This is a genomic window from Enterobacter sp. RHBSTW-00318 (assembly GCF_014101375.1).
GTDB classification, from domain to species: domain Bacteria; phylum Pseudomonadota; class Gammaproteobacteria; order Enterobacterales; family Enterobacteriaceae; genus Enterobacter; species Enterobacter ludwigii.
The window spans coordinates 1,921,600-1,940,134 of the sequence record NZ_JABXQH010000001.1 but is presented as its reverse complement, the minus strand read 5'-3'; the positions used below and the strand labels follow the sequence as shown (position 1 = coordinate 1,940,134).

Annotated in this window: 18 protein-coding genes and 1 tRNA gene; 17 read left to right on the top strand and 2 right to left on the bottom strand. The window is 50.9% G+C overall.

The window, feature by feature from the left end; all coding sequences use genetic code 11:
* Positions 1–36: 36 nt before the first annotated feature.
* Positions 37–1,095, top strand: a complete 1,059-nt coding sequence (gene dinB, locus HV157_RS09790; RefSeq protein WP_014168765.1) for a DNA polymerase IV — start codon at positions 37–39, stop codon at positions 1,093–1,095.
* Between the two features lie 54 nt (positions 1,096–1,149).
* Here dinB and pepD read toward each other — a convergent pair whose 3' ends face one another.
* A complete protein-coding gene (gene pepD, locus HV157_RS09785) occupies positions 1,150–2,607 on the bottom strand; it encodes a cytosol nonspecific dipeptidase (RefSeq protein WP_032677472.1) in 1,458 nt (485 codons plus the stop codon).
* A gap of 260 nt (positions 2,608–2,867) precedes the next feature.
* Between pepD and gpt the strand changes: the two genes are divergently transcribed.
* From gpt to crl, 3 genes are all read left to right on the top strand, one after another.
* A complete protein-coding gene (gene gpt / locus HV157_RS09780) occupies positions 2,868–3,326 on the top strand; it encodes a xanthine phosphoribosyltransferase (RefSeq protein WP_010427903.1) in 459 nt (152 codons plus the stop codon).
* A gap of 105 nt (positions 3,327–3,431) precedes the next feature.
* Positions 3,432–4,676: an esterase FrsA gene (gene frsA, locus HV157_RS09775; RefSeq protein ID WP_182268229.1), complete on the top strand. Its 1,245-nt coding sequence runs from the start codon at positions 3,432–3,434 to the stop codon at positions 4,674–4,676.
* A gap of 57 nt (positions 4,677–4,733) precedes the next feature.
* Complete coding sequence (crl, locus tag HV157_RS09770) at positions 4,734–5,135, top strand: sigma factor-binding protein Crl (protein WP_020882784.1); 402 nt, start codon at positions 4,734–4,736, stop codon at positions 5,133–5,135.
* 114 nt (positions 5,136–5,249) lie between these two features.
* Here the strand turns inward: crl and phoE are convergent, their stop codons facing one another.
* Positions 5,250–6,302: a phosphoporin PhoE gene (phoE, locus tag HV157_RS09765; RefSeq protein ID WP_014168769.1), complete on the bottom strand. Its 1,053-nt coding sequence runs from the start codon at positions 6,300–6,302 to the stop codon at positions 5,250–5,252.
* A gap of 305 nt (positions 6,303–6,607) precedes the next feature.
* On the opposite strand from phoE, the gene proB reads away from it, so the two are divergent.
* The 13 genes from proB (at position 6,608) to HV157_RS09705 (ending at position 18,359) form a co-directional block, all read left to right on the top strand.
* Positions 6,608–7,711 carry a glutamate 5-kinase gene (proB, locus tag HV157_RS09760; RefSeq protein WP_020882782.1) on the top strand — a complete coding sequence of 368 codons (1,104 nt, stop codon included), beginning with the start codon at positions 6,608–6,610 and terminating at the stop codon, positions 7,709–7,711.
* 11 nt (positions 7,712–7,722) lie between these two features.
* Positions 7,723–8,976 (top strand): glutamate-5-semialdehyde dehydrogenase, encoded by a 1,254-nt coding sequence (proA, locus tag HV157_RS09755; RefSeq protein ID WP_014168771.1) that lies wholly within the window; start codon positions 7,723–7,725, stop codon positions 8,974–8,976.
* Between the two features lie 111 nt (positions 8,977–9,087).
* Positions 9,088–9,163, top strand: a tRNA-Thr gene (locus HV157_RS09750).
* Positions 9,164–9,327: 164 nt separating this feature from the next.
* A complete protein-coding gene (locus tag HV157_RS09745) occupies positions 9,328–10,506 on the top strand; it encodes an integrase arm-type DNA-binding domain-containing protein (RefSeq protein WP_182268230.1) in 1,179 nt (392 codons plus the stop codon).
* On the top strand, positions 10,503–11,354 hold the full coding sequence (locus HV157_RS09740; protein WP_182378498.1) for a hypothetical protein: 852 nt from the start codon (positions 10,503–10,505) through the stop codon (positions 11,352–11,354). Before HV157_RS09745 ends, HV157_RS09740 begins: the two co-directional genes overlap by 4 nt.
* Positions 11,355–11,509: 155 nt before the next feature.
* Positions 11,510–11,665 carry an AlpA family phage regulatory protein gene (locus HV157_RS26080; RefSeq protein WP_058688253.1) on the top strand — a complete coding sequence of 52 codons (156 nt, stop codon included), beginning with the start codon at positions 11,510–11,512 and terminating at the stop codon, positions 11,663–11,665.
* Positions 11,625–12,272 carry a hypothetical protein gene (locus tag HV157_RS09735; protein ID WP_249420794.1) on the top strand — a complete coding sequence of 216 codons (648 nt, stop codon included), beginning with the start codon at positions 11,625–11,627 and terminating at the stop codon, positions 12,270–12,272. The genes HV157_RS26080 and HV157_RS09735 overlap by 41 nt, the downstream gene beginning before the upstream one ends.
* Positions 12,273–12,305: 33 nt before the next feature.
* A protein-coding gene (locus tag HV157_RS09730) for an IS1-like element IS1B family transposase (protein WP_095033700.1) occupies positions 12,306–13,003 on the top strand; the annotation gives its coding sequence in 2 pieces (ribosomal slippage) (positions 12,306–12,555 and positions 12,555–13,003; 699 coding nt in all).
* A gap of 351 nt (positions 13,004–13,354) precedes the next feature.
* Positions 13,355–14,359, top strand: a complete 1,005-nt coding sequence (locus tag HV157_RS09725; RefSeq protein ID WP_182268233.1) for a P2 family phage major capsid protein — start codon at positions 13,355–13,357, stop codon at positions 14,357–14,359.
* A gap of 89 nt (positions 14,360–14,448) precedes the next feature.
* A complete protein-coding gene (locus HV157_RS09720) occupies positions 14,449–15,039 on the top strand; it encodes a host cell division inhibitor Icd-like protein (protein WP_182268234.1) in 591 nt (196 codons plus the stop codon).
* Positions 15,036–15,275, top strand: coding sequence for a hypothetical protein (locus tag HV157_RS09715; protein WP_182268235.1), 240 nt, complete (start codon positions 15,036–15,038; stop codon positions 15,273–15,275). Before HV157_RS09720 ends, HV157_RS09715 begins: the two co-directional genes overlap by 4 nt.
* Positions 15,265–15,675, top strand: coding sequence for a hypothetical protein (locus HV157_RS09710; protein ID WP_182268236.1), 411 nt, complete (start codon positions 15,265–15,267; stop codon positions 15,673–15,675). Before HV157_RS09715 ends, HV157_RS09710 begins: the two co-directional genes overlap by 11 nt.
* Positions 15,672–18,359, top strand: a complete 2,688-nt coding sequence (locus HV157_RS09705; protein WP_182268237.1) for a DUF927 domain-containing protein — start codon at positions 15,672–15,674, stop codon at positions 18,357–18,359. The genes HV157_RS09710 and HV157_RS09705 overlap by 4 nt, the downstream gene beginning before the upstream one ends.
* Positions 18,360–18,535: the final 176 nt, after the last annotated feature.

The following is an 18,535-nucleotide window of genomic DNA, read 5'->3' as shown; positions in this document are numbered from 1 at the left end:
ACTGTATACTTATCCAGTGATGAGTGAGGGCTTACTATGCGCAAAATAATCCATGTCGATATGGACTGCTTTTTTGCCGCAGTGGAGATGCGTGATAATCCGGCGCTGCGGGATATACCTATTGCGATTGGCGGTAGCCGTGTCCAGCGCGGTGTGATCAGCACCGCCAACTACCCTGCGCGCAAATTTGGCGTGCGCAGCGCTATGCCAACTGCCATGGCGCTAAAGCTGTGCCCTCATCTCACGCTGTTGCCCGGCCGATTTGAAGCCTACAAAGAAGCCTCCCTGCATATCCGCGAGATCTTCTCTCGCTATACCTCGCTGATTGAACCTCTGTCGCTGGACGAAGCCTACCTGGATGTCACTGACAGCCTGCACTGCCACGGCTCCGCAACGTTAATGGCGCAGGAGATCCGCCGGACTATCTTCAACGAGCTCAATCTGACCGCTTCCGCGGGCGTCGCACCGGTGAAATTTCTCGCCAAAATAGCGTCTGATTTGAATAAACCCGATGGTCAGTACGTCATCACTCCGGAAGAGGTTCCGGCGTTTTTAAAAACGCTGCCGCTCGGCAAAATCCCCGGCGTGGGGAAAGTGTCTGCTGCAAAGCTGGAAAGTATGGGATTACGGACCTGTGAAGATGTACAGCGAAGCGATTTGGCCATGCTGCTTAAGCGTTTCGGTAAGTTTGGTCGCGTGCTGTGGGAGCGCAGTCAGGGAATTGATGAGCGCAGCGTGAGCAGTGAGCGGCTGCGTAAATCGGTCGGGGTTGAACGCACGCTGATGGAAGACATCCATGACTGGTCCGAGTGTGAAGTCATTATCACTGACCAACTTTATCCCGAACTGGAGCGGCGGTTAGCGAAAGTAAAACCCGATCTGCTGATTGCCCGTCAGGGCGTTAAGCTGAAGTTTAATGATTTCCAGCAGACGACGCAGGAGCATGTCTGGCCGCGACTGAATAAAGACGATCTTATCGCCACCGCGAGAAAAGCCTGGGAAGAGCGGCGGGCAGGGCGGGGAGTGAGGCTGGTGGGGTTACACGTGACGCTGCTGGACCCGCAACTGGAGCGGCAGCTGGTATTGGGGTTATAGCAGGCGGATTTGTCAGCCCGGCAGGCAACGTGCTACCGGGCATCATACGGCGAATTACTTAGCAGGGATCGCTTTCAGCAGTTCAGTCAGCAGAGTCCAGTAATGACCCACGCTTTCAATATGAACCTGCTCATCCGGCGAGTGCGGACCGGTAATGGTTGGCCCGATAGACACCATGTCCATGTTCGGATACGGTTTCTTGAACAGACCACACTCCAGACCGGCGTGGATCACCTGAATGTTCGGGGTACTGTTGAACAGACGCTGGTAAGTTTCACGCACCAGCGCCATCACCGGGGAACTTGCATCCGGCTGCCAGCCTGGGTAGCTACCTTTTGCGGAGGTGTGCGCACCCGCCAGTTTACCCAGAGACTCCAGCATGCTCACCACATACTCTTTACCGCTGTCGATAAGCGAACGGATCAGGCAGATGATCTCCGCGCTGTCATCACTCATGGTGACCACGCCCACGTTCAGGGAGGTTTCAACCACACCTTTCGCGACGTCTGAATTACGAATCACGCCGTTTGGCGTCGCGTTCAGCAGCTGAACGAAGGCGTCGCGAGACGGGGAGGTCAGCGCCGCTTTGTCGGTAGTCACGGACTCGAGCACCACGGTCAGGTTCTTCTCTTTCGCTGACAGTTCGTTTTTCAGGATATCCAGATACACGCTGGAAAGCTTTTTCAGCTCGTCAGCTTTTGCAGCGGGTACTGCCACGGTCGTGAAGGCTTCACGCGGAATGGCATTGCGCAGTGTGCCGCCGTTGAAATCCACCAGACGCAGATCCAGCTCAGCCGCGTGGCCAGCCAGGAAGCGTGCCAGCAGTTTGTTGGCGTTGCCCAGACCCAGGTGAATATCACCACCGGAGTGGCCGCCTTTCAGCCCTTTCAGCGTCAGCTTGAAGGTCTGGAAACCAGCAGGGATCGCTTCGCGGGACAGTGGCAGGGTCGTGATGAAATCAATCCCGCCGGCGCAGCCCATGTAGATCTCACCCTCTTCTTCAGAGTCGGTGTTGATCAGAATGTCCGCCTGCAGCCAGTTCGCCTGCAGACCGAACGCGCCGTCCATGCCTGCTTCTTCCGTCATGGTCAGCAGCACTTCCAGCGGACCGTGCTCAACGCTGTCGTCCGCCAGGACCGCCAGAGCAGACGCCATACCAATGCCGTTATCTGCACCAAGGGTCGTGCCGCGCGCTTTCACCCAGTCGCCATCGATGTAAGGCTGGATAGGGTCTTTGGTGAAGTCGTGAACGGTATCGTTGTTTTTCTGTGGAACCATGTCCAGGTGCGCCTGCAGCACAACCGGTTTACGGTTTTCCATGCCTGCGGTCGCCGGTTTGCGGATCAGAATGTTGCCAACCTGGTCGCGTTCAGCATGCAGACCTTTTTCCTTCGCCCAGCCCATAATATGTTCGGCAAGCTGTTCTTCATGGTAGGAAGGGTGGGGAATGGAACAGATTTTGGCAAAAATATCCCACAGTGGCTGTGGAGATAATTGAGACAGTTCAGACACGATAAGTCTCCTTGTCGATGCCCTGCAAAGCGAGTTGCAGGTCACAGGGTTAGCAGGTTAATAGTTACCACAAGACAGGCTTGCGAGATGCAACTGAGAATACCACTTTCTCCGGTGGCTGGTAGCATAAAGCATGTAAAAACTCAGGCTCCGGGCGCTAAACACTGGTTTTTAGTGCGTCAGATCTCTATAATCTCGCGCAACCTATTTCCCCCTCGAACACTTTTTAAGCCGTATACAAACAGGCTGGGACACTTCACATGAGCGAAAAATACGTCGTCACCTGGGACATGTTGCAGATTCACGCACGCAAACTGGCTGCGCGTCTGATGCCTTCCGAACAGTGGAAAGGCATTATTGCCGTCAGCCGTGGCGGTCTGGTACCGGGGGCGCTGCTGGCACGTGAGCTGGGTATTCGTCATGTCGATACCGTATGCATCTCCAGCTATGACCATGATAACCAGCGTGAGCTGACCGTGCTGAAACGTGCGGAAGGCGACGGTGAAGGCTTCATCGTTATCGACGACCTGGTTGATACCGGCGGTACCGCGGTGGCTATCCGCGAAATGTATCCAAAAGCCCACTTCGTCACCATCTTCGCGAAGCCAGCAGGTCGCCCGCTGGTTGACGATTACGTGATTGATATCCCTCAGGATACCTGGATTGAACAGCCATGGGATATGGGCGTGGTATTCGTACCGCCAATCTCTGGTCGTTAATTCTCTTACGCACTTATTTAACGCCTGGTGATACCGGGCGTTGTTTTTTTTAGTCTGACGCGCGTTACAATGGTCTCTATATGACGTATTCATGGAGGCAACGTAATGACGCAGGCGAATCTCACCGAGACTCTCTTCAAACCCCGTTTCAAACACCCTGAAACGTCGACGCTGGTGCGCCGGTTTAATCCGGGGACCATGCCTGCCGTCCAGTCTGCATTAGACGGTAAAAACGTGCCCCACTGGTACCGCATGATTAACCGTCTGATGTGGATCTGGCGCGGTATTGATCCCCGTGAAATCCTTGATGTGCAGGCGCGTATCGTGATGAGCGAAGCCGAGCGCACCGACAGTGAACTCTACGATACGGTCGTGGGTTATCGCGGGGGAAACTGGATCTACGAATGGTCTAAACAGGCGATGCTCTGGCAGCAAAAAGCCAGCCAGGAAGAGGATGCCACGCTCAGCGGCAAACACTGGCTGCATGCAGCCAACCTCTATGCTATTGCCGCATACCCGCATTTGAAAGGTGATGAGCTGGCCGAGCAGGCTCAGGCGCTGGCGAATCGCGCCTACGAAGAGGCCGCTCAACGCTTGCCGGGCCGGATGCGCGAGCTGGAGTTTACCATCCCGGGTGGCGCGCCCGTCACCGGGTTCCTGCATATGCCAGAAGGAGAAGGCCCGTTCCCGACCGTTCTGATGTGCGGCGGGCTGGATTCACTGCAAATCGACTATTACAGCCTGTATGAGCGTTACTTCGCACCAAAAGGGATCGCGATGCTGACGCTGGATATGCCCTCAATTGGCTTTTCATCCAAATGGAAACTGACTCAGGACTCGAGTCTTCTGCACCAACATGCACTAAAAGCGCTGGAAAACATTCCATGGGTTGACCACACGCGTGTTGCTGCATTTGGCTTCCGCTTTGGCGCCAACGTCGCCGTGCGTCTGGCTTACCTTGAAGCTTCACGCCTGAAGGCCGTCGCCTGTCTCGGTCCGGTGGTGCACGCTCTGCTCAGCGATCCGGCCCGGCAGGGCCGCGTGCCGGAAATGTACCTTGATGTGCTGGCCAGCCGCCTTGGCATGCATGATGCATCAGACGAAGCGCTGCGCGTTGAACTCAATCGTTACTCGCTAAAAACGCAGGGGTTGCTGGGACGGCGTTGCCCTACGCCGATGATGTCAGGGTACTGGAAAAACGATCCCTTCAGTCCCGAAGAGGAGTCACGCTTAATCACTTCGTCATCTGCGGATGGCAAATTGCTTGAGGTACCGTTCAGCCCGGTGTACCAGAATTTTGACAAAGCATTGAGAGAGATCACACGCTGGATCGCGCAGAGATTGTGTTAATAGATTGCTAAATTTTGCTGGTTTGGTAAAACAGTGGCTTCACAAAAGGAGATCGCAATGACGTTACCGAGTGGACACCCGAAAAGTAGACTGATCAAGAAGTTTATGGCTCTCGGCCCGTATATTCGAGAAGAGCAGTGTGAAGAAAATCGCTTTTTTTTCGACTGCCTGGCTGTATGCGTCAACGTGAAGCCTGCACCCGAAAAACGTGAATTCTGGGGCTGGTGGATGGAAATGGAAGCGGAAGAAAAACGTTTTACGTATAGCTACCAGTTCGGCCTGTTTAATAAAGACGGCTACTGGCAAACAGCCCCCATCAAAGACCAGGAAGTGATCGACCGCCTGGAGCATACTTTGAAAGAGTACCTCGAAAAGGCAAGAGCACTGCTGGCCACCCTGGATCTGAAGCTTGAACCCGCGGATAACTTTTCCAGCGAAGCGGTTAAGCTGACGGCGTAATCGCGATATTTCTCCCTCTCTCTTCGCGAGGGATGGGGTGAGGGCAGTAAACCCGACCCCCTCCAGGCAAAAAAAATCCCGGCATCTGCGCCGGGATTTTTTATTTCAACAATATCAGAACTGGTAGGTCATACCCAGAGCAACGATGTCATCGCTGCTCACGCCCAGTTTATTGTCGTCATCAATCTGGTTGATTTTATAATCAACAAACGCGGACATATTCTTGTTGAAATAATAGGTCGCGCCCACGTCGATGTATTTCACCAGATCTTCGTCACCCACACCTTCGATATCCTTGCCTTTAGACTGGACATAACCCAGGGACGGACGCAGACCGAAATCGAACTGGTATTGTGCAACAACTTCAAAGTTCTGAGCTTTATTCGCAAAACCACCCGAAATTGGGGTCATATTGCGGGTTTCAGAGTACATCGCAGCCAGGTAAATATCGTTAGCGTCATATTTCAGACCGGTTGCCCATGCTTCCGCTTTTTTACCTTCGCCGCGCGTCAGCAGGTTTTGTGCGTTAGTACGGTCAGAGTTGGTGTAGGCACCGCTGACGGCGAAGTCGCTGCCACCGAAGTCATAGGTCAGAGAGGTACCGAAACCGTCACCGTTCTGTTTTTTGACGTCGCGGTTTTCGTTTTTGCCCTGATACTGCAGGGTCATATCCAGGCCATCAACCGCACCGAAGAAGTCGGTGTTACGGTAGGTGGCAAGACCGCTCGCACGTTTGGTCATGAAGTTATCAGTCTGGGCTGAAGAGTCACCACCGAACTCAGGGAACATATCGGTCCAGGCTTCAACGTCGTACAGTGCGCCCAGGTTACGACCGTAATCCAGAGAGCCAATGTCTTTCAGTTTCAGACCAGCAAACGCCAGACGCGTTTTCTGTGTAGAGTCGCTTTCGGCTTTGTTACCGGCAAATTCAGCTTCCCAACGGCCATAGCCCGTCAGCTGATCGTTAATCTGTGTTTCGCCTTTAAAACCGAAACGGACGTAAGTCTGGTCACCATCTTTAGTGTCATCATCGCTGATGTAGTGCATTGCTTTAACTTTGCCGTATACGTCCAGTTTATTACCGTTTTTATTATAAACTTCGGCTGCGTGTACAGATGCGGAAGCCACAACGCCCATTACCACTAATGCCAGTGTGCTCTTTTTCATTTTCGATCCTGTCTTATAAACGCGCTAAAAAAATTCGCTGGACGATAAGCTCATGCTTAAGTCCCGTGAAAAAACAGAAAGGGTTTTAACGTTACGCAATGAAACTTTTATGACAAATTAAGAATAATTTTAAAAAACTGTGATTTATTATTTCGGTAATAAAACTGTCAAATTTTGCCGCTACGCTTCCTGATCCCGCGCAACAAAGTGTTTCGCGATGTGCTAAGGCAGTTGGCAACGGGGCTGACACCTGTTAAAACGTTCGTTTGACATCATTTTCCCTTATCGTTGAACGGCAGAGAATCATGAGTGACAGCCAGACGCTGGTGGTAAAACTCGGTACCAGTGTTTTAACAGGCGGATCGCGCCGCCTTAATCGCGCCCACATTGTTGAGCTTGTACGTCAGTGCGCTCAGTTGCATGCCGCAGGGCATCGTATTGTAATTGTGACCTCCGGGGCGATTGCCGCCGGGCGTGAACACCTGGGTTACCCCGAACTCCCCGCGACGATCGCCTCGAAACAGCTGCTGGCCGCCGTGGGACAAAGCCGACTCATTCAACTCTGGGAACAGCTGTTTTCTATCTATGGCATCCACGTCGGGCAGATGCTGCTGACGCGTGCGGATATGGAAGACCGGGAGCGTTTCCTGAACGCGCGCGATACGCTGCGTGCGCTGCTGGATAACAACATCGTTCCCGTCATTAACGAAAACGATGCCGTTGCCACCGCTGAAATCAAAGTGGGTGATAACGATAACCTCTCGGCACTGGCCGCGATTCTGGCAGGCGCTGATAAATTACTGCTCCTGACCGACCAGCAGGGGCTCTTCACCGCCGACCCGCGTTCAAATCCAGATGCTGAACTGATTACCGATGTACACGGTATCGACGATGCGCTACGCGCCATCGCAGGTGACAGCGTTTCAGGCCTCGGGACCGGCGGGATGGGGACCAAACTGCAGGCTGCCGACGTGGCATGCCGTGCCGGTATCGACACCATCATTGCCGCGGGCAGCCGTCCTGGCGTGATTGGCGACGTGATGGAAGGCATCTCCGTGGGAACCCGCTTCCATGCGCAAGCCTCCCCGCTGGAGAACCGCAAACGCTGGATCTTTGGCGCACCGCCGGCAGGCGAACTCACCGTTGATGAAGGGGCGACCGCCGCAATTCTGGAAAGAGGGAGCTCATTACTTCCTAAAGGAATTAAAAGCGTGACAGGCAACTTCTCACGTGGTGAAGTGATCCGTATCCGTAATCTCGAAGGTCGTGACATCGCCCACGGCGTAAGCCGCTACAACAGCGATGCCCTGCGCCGTATTGCGGGTCACCATTCACAGCAGATCGACGCCATTCTGGGTTATGAATATGGCCCGGTTGCCGTGCATCGTGATGACATGATTATTCGTTAAGGAGCCAGAAAATGCTGGAACAAATGGGCGCAGCCGCGAAGGCCGCCTCTTACAAACTGGCGCTCCTTTCCAGCCGCGAGAAAAACCGCGTACTGGAAAAAATCGCTGATTATCTGGAATCGCAGTCGCAGGAGATTCTGCTCGCCAACGAGCAGGATCTGCTGGAAGCGCGTCGCAATGGCCTGAGCGAAGCAATGCTCGACCGCCTGGCGCTGACCCCGGCACGTCTGAAAGGCATCGCTGACGATGTCCGCCAGGTCTGCAATCTTGCCGATCCGGTAGGTCAGGTCATTGATGGTGGGCTGCTCGACAGCGGGCTGCGCCTTGAGCGTCGTCGCGTGCCGCTGGGCGTGATTGGCGTGATCTATGAAGCCCGTCCCAACGTTACGGTTGATGTCGCTTCCCTGTGCCTGAAGACCGGCAACGCCGCCATTCTGCGCGGCGGGAAAGAGACCTGGCGTACCAACGCCGCGACCGTAAACGTTATCCAGCAGGCGCTGGAAGAGTGCGGCCTGCCGGCAGGTGCCGTACAGGCAATCGAGAGCCCGGACCGTGCGCTGGTGAACGAGATGCTGCGCATGGATAAATACATCGACATGCTGATCCCACGCGGTGGCGCGGGCCTGCACAAGCTGTGCCGTGAGCAGTCGACCATTCCTGTGATCACGGGCGGTATCGGCGTGTGCCATATCGTGGTCGATGACAGTGCCGAGATTGAACCGGCGCTGAAGATTATCGTCAATGCCAAAACCCAGCGTCCAAGCACCTGTAATACGGTTGAAACGCTGCTGGTGCATCAGGGCATCGCCAATACCTTCCTGCCTGCTCTGAGCAAACAGATGGCCGAAAGCGGCGTGACGCTGCACGCGGATGCCAACGCGCTGGCACTGCTGAAAGACGGCCCGGCAACGGTGGTACCGGTCAAAGCGGAACAGTACGACGACGAGTTTCTGTCGCTGGATTTGAACGTGAAGGTGGTTGCGAGTCTTGACGATGCCATTGCTCACATCCGTGAACATGGTACCCAGCACTCGGATGCGATTCTGACGCGTACCCTGCGCAATGCCGACCGCTTTGTGAATGAGGTGGACTCCTCTGCCGTATACGTGAATGCCTCAACCCGCTTCACCGACGGTGGCCAGTTCGGCCTGGGCGCAGAAGTTGCTGTCAGCACGCAAAAACTGCATGCAAGAGGCCCGATGGGCCTGGAAGCACTGACCACCTACAAGTGGATCGGCTTCGGTGATGATACGATTCGTGCGTAAATAATCACGGGTGATGCAAAAATAGCCGTTTGATTCAAAAGGGCATTGACGCATCACCCGGTTAGATCTAACCTTTTGCCCCGTGGTTACGCTCGTAACCGGCCTTTCAGGGCCGATATAGCTCAGTTGGTAGAGCAGCGCATTCGTAATGCGAAGGTCGTAGGTTCGACTCCTATTATCGGCACCATCTCCTAGTTTTCTCAAGTCAATTCACATCAACAAAATCCTTTTAAAACATAGTAGTTACGTTATTTTCAGTCATTTGACGTCAACCTCTATCTATTGAAATCAACATACCTTTGGGGGCACAATCAGGGGCATGTTCTGTTCGGTCTAGGAAATGTGCCCCCAATGATGCTGAATGCCCGAAAGGTTGAAGCCGCGAAAGGAAAAGAGAAGAGCTACAAGCTGTCTGATGGAGGTGGTCTGTATCTTCAAGTAGAACCCAATGGCTCGCGTTACTGGCGTATGAAGTACCGTTTTGCTGGCAAAGAGAAGCGTTTATCTTTTGGTGTCTATCCAACGGTTTCTTTGGCTGATGCCAGGCAAAAGCGTGAAGACGCAAAGAAATTGCTCGCAGCCGGTGAAGACCCTGGTGAAGTGAAGAAAGCCAAAAAACATGCTTTAACCGCTGCTACAGAGATACTCAATCCATTCAGAGAAGTGGCGTTAGAGTGGCACAAAATGAAGTCACCTAAATGGTCTGAGGGCTACGCTTCAGACATTATCGAGGCATTTGATAAAGACATTTTCCCGCACATCGGCCATCGACCCATTGCTGATATTAAGCCCTTAGAGCTGCTTGAAGTTCTGAGATTAATAGAAGCCAGAGGAGCAATGGAAAAAGCGAAGAAAGTCCGTCAACGATGCGGTGAAGTATTCCGCTACGCCATCGTAACAGGTCGAGCGATCTACAATCCGGCACCGGATCTTGCCAGTGCAATGCAAGGCCATGAAGCAGTCCACTATCCATTTCTCAAAGCCAACGAGCTACCCGAGTTCTTCACTGCCCTTAACGCTTATTCAGGAAGCCCTATAGTGTTGCTGGGAGCGCATCTGCTCATCCTGACAGGTCTCAGAACCGGAGAGCTACGAGCAGCGGAATGGCGTGAAGTGGATTTTGATAACGCAGTGTGGGAAATTCCCAAAGAACGCATGAAAATGCGTAGGACTCATATTGTACCACTGTCAAAACAAGCATTAGTTCACCTCGGGCGTTTGAAAGAGCTGACAGGCAACTATCCGCTCATGTTCCCTGGACGCAACGATCCCAGTAAATTCATGAGTGAAGCCAGTATCAACCAGGTGTTTAAACGTATTGGGTATGCTGGCCGTGTAACAGGGCATGGTTTCAGGCATACGATGAGTACGATTTTGCATGAGAAAGGTTTTAATAGCGCTTGGATTGAAACCCAGCTTGCTCATTTGGACAAGAACTCTATTCGTGGAATTTATAACCATGCTCAATATATTGAAGGGCGTAGGGAAATGATGCAGTGGTATGCTGACTTTTTAGAGGGACGAAAATGAAAACTATTCCTTCTTTAGATTATTACAGAGTGAGCCGAGCAGCTAAATTAATAGGCTGTGATGTTGGGGATTTAATTCATTGGGGAGCAGTAGATAAAATCAAACTTTGTGTCATGCTGGATATGGCCAATTCAATTTTTTATAGCTCTGCGGACGTTAAAAAAATAAATAATGACTTAAGGGATTTGCCTAATCATACTGAAGAGTTCAAAGAATTAACTAGGAATTCATTTATATATAATGACGACTCAATTTACACTGAGGATATTGAATTTTTCTCTAAGGATGATTTATTTAGTTTTGGCTCTGATGATGAAGACTCACTTAACATCGCTTATGGGCACGCATCGGGATTATGGGAGCTTGAGCAAAGAGTATTAATTAAAATGGAAATGAATAATTTCTATGATGATGGGCTAATAGTTTTACCTTCAGGGGATATGAGCTTTGAGGGTTTCTTTTGTTGTTTATTGCCTGATTCACAAGGATGCGGAGTTACATTAAATGATCTATGGATCACGAGAGAGCATGTTGAAAGAATTCTATCAAATGATATAGCCAATAAGATAATTCATAAGCCACATGAATCCGTAGGCATAAAATCGGTAAAACTATCTAAAGTTGTTTCAGAACGTCATGCCAAGAAAAGAGAAGTTGTGCTCGTGGCTGCTATTTTCTGTAAAGAAAAGTATCCGAATGAGTGCTCTGGGTCAATTCGTTCATGGGCTAATTGCATAGAAAAACGTGCAACCGAACTGTTATATATAAATGGTGAGCCTCCACTTTCGATAGATAGAATAGAGCGAATTTTGGGTAAAGCTATTGCTGGTAAATTGATCGCGAACTAAGTCCTAGTTAACGTTGAGTAGAAATTATTTTTTCTACTCAACGTTAAAACGAAACCATCTATGTTTAGATAGTGTTCATTGACGAACATTGATGAACTGATGGAGATATTTTGGATAATTCTAAAAGCCGCCCTTCATACGACAAATTAGTTGATATGAAATTTATAACTTCCGACTGCTTATTTACTGATAAGTGGATTTATAAACTGATCTCTCTTGGTAGATTCCCTAAACCGATCAAGCTAGGTCGTATGTCACGATGGCGCGCTGGTGATTATTATGCCTGGAGAGATAGTCACACATCTAATTAAACTTGTTAAAAATAGGACTGATATGACATTTATTAAACTCCCAATGGAGGGTAAGCCCTTGTATCCTTCCCTGAAAAGTGATCACGTTACGACAATAGATACTTATAAGGTCAGTATTTTCAATGAAGAATATGGTGATTCTGCATGTATAATAAGAATCATCGAGATCTCTATGTTAAATAAACTGCGTTGTAAAGGAGAGAAATTACAGTCTTTAACCGGGCTAGCAATCCCTGATACAGAAGCGACTGCCGATGAAATCAATCTCTTAATGAGTCGATTTGATGTGCTATGTCATCGTGAAGAAGAAGAGTTATCCTTCCGACAAAAAGATGTTAGCTCTGCCGAGTACGCATTAAAGAATGCAGGGGTGAATGTTAACGCCAGAACAGTTTCTGAAGTAAAAAACAAAAATGCCGTGAAAGGGGCGCGTGATGCTTATGAACGACAGTACCATTCTGCATTGTTACGGCAGAAAGAGCAGCAAACGCGGGTAAGTCTCTTCAGGGGATTCGGAAGTTTGTTACTTGAAGAAGCTGAACATATCGGGAAGAACATTAGTAAAAAATATCTTAACTCGTTTTCGGTGATGCTGCCAACTTACTGATTTAGTGTATGATGGTGTTTTTGAGGTGCTCCAGTGGCTTCTGTTTCTATCAGCTGTCCCTCCTGTTCAGCTACTGACGGGGTGGTGCGTAACGGCAAAAGCACTGCCGGACATCAGCGCTATCTCTGCTCTCACTGCCGTAAAACATGGCAACTGCAGTTCACTTACACCGCTTCTCAACCCGGTACGCACCAGAAAATCATTGATATGGCCATGAATGGCGTTGGATGCCGGGCAACCGCCCGCATTATGGGCGTTGGCCTCAACACGATTTTCCGCCATTTAAAAAACTCAGGCCGCAGTCGGTAACCTCGCGCATACAGCCGGGCAGTGACGTCATCGTCTGCGCGGAAATGGACGAACAGTGGGGATACGTCGGGGCTAAATCGCGCCAGCGCTGGCTGTTTTACGCGTATGACAGGCTCCGGAAGACGGTTGTTGCGCACGTATTCGGTGAACGCACTATGGCGACGCTGGGGCGTCTTATGAGCCTGCTGTCACCCTTTGACGTGGTGATATGGATGACGGATGGCTGGCCGCTGTATGAATCCCGCCTGAAGGGAAAGCTGCACGTAATCAGCAAGCGATATACGCAGCGAATTGAGCGGCATAACCTGAATCTGAGGCAGCACCTGGCACGGCTGGGACGGAAGTCGCTGTCGTTCTCAAAATCGGTGGAGCTGCATGACAAAGTCATCGGGCATTATCTGAACATAAAACACTATCAATAAGTTGGAGTCATTACCCTCGTTTTCCAGACCGTTAACTTCTCCCGCTGAGTTTATTAATGTTTTAAACGATGCGACTTTAGTTCGGGATGTAAGATTTATCTTGGATGCTCTATGCGCACTGGATAATGCAGTTGAGCACATTCTTAAATGTTGTGCATACCCAATTGACCGTTACGAACTGGAAAGAGGTGGGATAAGTCGAACTATGGCCTATCGGGAGTACTACCGCGCTGAAAATGCCATTCTTCGCTCTGTAGTAAGCGATCGTGAGTATGCAGAACATGCTGTGAAATATAATCAGCTCTCTGAACACAAGAAAAAAATATTTCGTAAATAATAAAAGGATAAATCATGTACGCATTCAAAGCCGAAAGGCCGGACGCTGCACGCCGTTATCACAGTAAATTCGTGTCTGGCACAAATTACCAGGAATCTTCAAACAGAAGATTTGCATTAAGTAAACCAACAGAAAATATTTTGCGAAGCTCAATTCTTGAGTCTGGTTGGTTAATCAATAATATCACTTTACGTGACGTTAATGCTGTTTCAGGTAATGCCATTAATATTGGAGCCAGCGAGTTACATACAGGACGAGTTCAAGGTGGCAGATTCCGTAAGATGTTAGCGATAAATGGCACTGAATTTTTTCTGTCCGAAACTGACACGTGTGCACGAATCAGCTATTTAGATATGTCACATATTTATCATATAGGTGCCCAGGGCGAATTTGATAAATCGGTCAGTGCGTTTTTTAGTCAGGCTTATGCACTTGATATGTTGCGGGTTGGTTTTAATGGAGAGTCAATTGCCGATACGACTGATCCTGAGATCAATAAAAAAGGTGAGGACGTAAATATCGGTTGGCATGCGCTGGCAAAAGATTATCGAGATGGTCAGCAGGTTTTAAGCACCCCTCTAACCCTTGGAGATACCGGGGAATGGAAAAACCTCGATCTGCTTGCTAATCACCTCATTACTGAGTTGATTGCAGAGCCTTATCGTGAAGATCCGCGTCTGGTGGTTCTCGTGGGTGCCGAGCTTGCTGCTAAACAGCGTCTAAAGCTCTTCAACGCAGCTGATCGCCCGGCTGATGTGGATGCTGCGCAAATGGCAGTCAGTTCGATTGCCGGACGGTTTGCTTTTATCCCGCCGTTCATGCCGGGAAAACGTCTTGCGGTCACTACGCTGGATAATCTGCACATTTATACCCAGTCCCGAACCCGATCATTCCGGGCTGAGTTTGATGATGAGAAAAGTGAATACGTGAATTCTTATCTTCGTAATGAAGGGTATGCGCTGGGTGAACCGGAGCTTTATGCGGCTGTTGATGAGAGTGCGGTGACTTTTTCTGACTGAGACTATAGAAACAAAAAGACCCGCAAAAGCGGGTCTTATGCACAGCAACAGGATAATGAAAAACCGAAACTTCGGTCTGCGGTTTAAGAATGCCAGGGTTTATCTATATGTTCAACACACAAGATTCGGTTATAAAATTCTTGCACCATGCTAAATGCTCGGGCTATATTCGTAGCGTTGCCGCAAAATCGGCAATCGGGCGTAGGAACCCGTGTTATCTGAAGGCGACACCACACGCGCCGAGCGTGTTTTTTTGTGTCGTAGCTTTGACTCACCCTTATTTTATGGTGTGGTGGTTAACCGTATCTATTCGTTATTTACGCCACATCATCCAAATTATGGTAGTCCAGGCGGGGCAGCTTTCGGGCTGGCCGGTATCCTTCAGAGCCGGTATTCCTACCCCCGTTTGGGCTACCACCCATGAGCGTAGGAACTCCGGTGGTAGCGTTACCCGCTATCTGAAGGAGACTGCCACCATGGCTACGATCCCTGCTTTGCCTCACCCTCAATTTACCTTTGTATTTCTCGCTGTTCGCCGTTCTGACTATGCCGCGCGTCCATTCGCTGTGCGTACTGTTGCAACCTGCGAGCGTGCTGCACGTCTGAAACTCGTTGCCGATTTTGTACTGAGCTTGGCCGCACGTATTCCGATGAACAATTTCGGGGAGGTGAACGCATGAACCATTTACCTATCACTAAACATGGTTGCACCTTGTCTGAAGTGGGCGAAAGCCGTCTTTTACGAATAGCTCAGGCCAGCGAGTTTCTTGCCGAAATTCTTTCAATGCCTGTAATGAGCGGAACGAAAACGATTTCTGCTGAAGGTGCCGCAGCGCTAATGGCATGTATTGCAGAACAGCTGGAAGGCGTAGTGAAGGAAACCAGCACCATCAAAGGAGAGAGCGATGCACGCTAATATCGGGATCAACTCAACAGAATTTCGGGCGGCATTTCTGCGCTCCTGCATTGCTGACGCCTATATCTCCCTGATGCTGCGGATTAATGGGGAAGCTGTATATATCGAGGATGGCGAGCGTATCGTGCTGACACCTGAGCGTGTGGCCATGAATATTCTTTATCATATTGAAGCGCCCTGGATTAACGAATTCGGCCAGGAAGAGGGGCTTCGCCTGGCGTGTGACGTTCTGGAGCGAATGCTGTCACCCGGTTACATGGCTGAAAATATTCGCCTTTCCGCATATGGTGTTTCTGAGCTACGCGAAGTGTACCGGGACATCGTTTTCGGTGCGCCCGATGGAGAAGTACCTACTGGTTTCAGCATTACCACTGCGGGAGTCGGGGAGGTACTGTTATGAAAGTTCAGTCTGTATCTGCGGTTTCGGGGGCAGCAAACGGGCGATGGCCACACATCCTTTCCGCGTTAGGGATTAATGTTCCTTCCGCTCGACGCCACGGTGCCTGTCCGGCCTGCGGCGGAAAAGATCGCTTCCGTCTTGATGACAAAGAGGGGCGCGGAACATGGTTCTGTAATCAGTGCGGCAATGGCGATGGCCTTGATTTAGTCCGTCTGGTGACAGGGCGCTCACTGAAGGAGGTCGCGGGAATGGTCTCTGAGGTTTTGGCATTACCTGAAGTACAGGATAAACCCGCTACGCCAGCCAGGAAAAAGGTGGCGGGAAAAGAGACCGGAGCAGACCGCTATCAGAAACTTAAAAAGTTGTCTCAAAACGGTGAATCAGCCTATCTGACCGGAAAGGGATTGCAGGGTTACTCTTTACCGCTTCTTACTGCTGCCATCAATCTGGCGGGAATGACTTTTCCAGCCGGGTCGCTGCTGCTGCCTTTAACTGACATCACCGGGAATATTACAGGCGGTCAGCTTATTAACTCTGATGGTAATAAAAGTCTTTTACCCGGCAGTCAGCTGTCAGGTGCTTTTATTGCCGTGGCTGATGTTCCGTCTGATGCTCCAGAACAGGTCATTATCACTGAAGGATATGCCACTGCGTTGACGGTCAGCCTCCTGGCTGACGGTTGGATCGTTGCTGCCATTGCGGCCACAAATTTGGTGAAGGTTGCGGAGCAAATCCGCATTCGATGGCCGGACACCCGGATTATCCTGGCTGGAGATAACGATCTTGTTGACGGGAAAGAGAACACTGGCCGGGTATGGGCTGAAAAAGCCGCGAAAGCCGTAGATGGTTGGGTAACGCTTCCTCCGGTACGTCATAAAGCCGACTGGGATGATTATCGTCAGGAAACCGGGAAGGAAAGGGCGCGTGAAGCCTTCCGGGAGGAAATGACGTTGCACGGAAAAGGGCAAACCAGATTACCGCAGGGGTTCAGGCTCACGAAAGAATATTTGTGGTATGACAAGCTGGTGAATAAATCAGATGGTGATACTGAGATCCGTAATATCAAGATTTGTAGTCCGCTGCGTGTGACTGCTATCACCAGCGATGCTGACGGCAGTAATTATGGCCGTCTGCTGGAATGGGAGGACACCAACGGCATTAGCCGAAAATGGGCAATGCCGATGGAAATGCTGGGTGGTAGCGGAGAGGAACTGCGGCGCGTACTGCTGGTCAATGGGCTTTCTTATATCAATATCAACGGGATGGCCAGAGCGCACCTGATGGAATACATCTCCCTGTGCAAGCCCGACAGAAAAGTGACCTGCGTGAATAAAACAGGCTGGCATGGCGGCGTTTATGTTCTTCAGGATGAAGTGATCGGCAGAGAGTCACAGTCTGTCATTCTCCAGACTTCCAGCGTTCAGGGGCGTGATTTTCGTGTTACGGGCACCACGGAAGAATGGCGGGAAAATATAGGCCGCTATTGCGTCAATAATGCCCGACTGGCCTTTGCCGTAAGCCTGGCATTCGCCGCGCCGCTTCTGAAGCTGGTTGGTATAGGTGGCGGCGGTTATCACCTGAAAGGTGAATCTACAGACGGTAAAACCACGACCATGAAAGTGGCTGCTTCGGTGTGCGGTGGTACGGATTTCTGGCATACATGGCGTGCTACCGGGAACGCGCTGGAAGGAACGGCCAGCCGCCGCAATGATGCCACACTGATGCTTGATGAAATTCGCGAGGTGGATGGCAGAGAGGCGGGGAATATTGCCTACATGCTGGCGAACGGTCAGGGCAAAGCCCGCGCCCGAACTGATGGTTCGGTACGGGAAACAAACCGCTGGAATTTGTTGTTTCTTTCCACGGGGGAGCTGTCACTGGTCGAGCACGCCGCCAATGCCGGAGAGCGAACCTACGCCGGGGTTGAAGTACGCATGATCCAGATCCCGAGTGATTCGGGCAAGCATGGAGTATTTGAGGAACTGCACGGCTTTAGTGGTGGTAAAGCGCTGGCGGAGCATCTGGAACACGCCGTTATTCATTATCATGGTTCACCCTTCCGTGACTGGCTGCATTGTCTGACAGCCGATCTCCCGGAACTGACCAGCCAGGCGAAAGCGCTGCTGAAGGACTACACCCGCAGGTTGACCCCTGTGGATGCAGGAAATCAAGTTGGGCGCGCCGTTACCCGTTTTGCGCTGGTTGCTATGGCCGGAGAACTTGCCACACAAGCCGGGATAACCGGATGGCCTGAAGGTGAGGCATTCAGGGCTGCTGAGTGTTGTCTGGCCTCATGGATGGCTGATCGTGGGCACACCGCGAACCAGGAGGATAAAACCGCACTGGAGCAGGTCAGGGATTATATGACACGTAACCAGTTCAGCCGCTTTGCTGACTGGCACGACGACAAGAACCGTCCACAGTCGATGATGGGGTTCAGGAAATTGGACAAGGGCGACAACGTGACAGATTCCACAGTGACCTTCTACGTATTGCCATCTGGCTGGAAAGAAATTTGTAAAGGGTTCGATTCGCGAAAGGTGGCCAGATTGTGTGTTGAGGCGGGCTGGCTGAAAGCCGGGGAAGACGGGAGAACGCAAAACAGCATTCGCCTACCAGAAATAGGGCTTAAGCGTGTGTACCAGTTTAATACGCAAGTACTGGGTAGCGCCGATCCCGAATAGTAATCGCGTGAGTCTTATTTTTATGAGGTAACACTGGTAACAGAGGTAACAGGCAGTAACGACGAGGCTTGCCACTGTTACCAGTCAGAAATAGCCAGAGGTAACAGAGGTAACAAAAATCAGTGTGTTACCACTCGTTACCTCTTTATTTAGCTCACTGGTAACAGATTAAATTC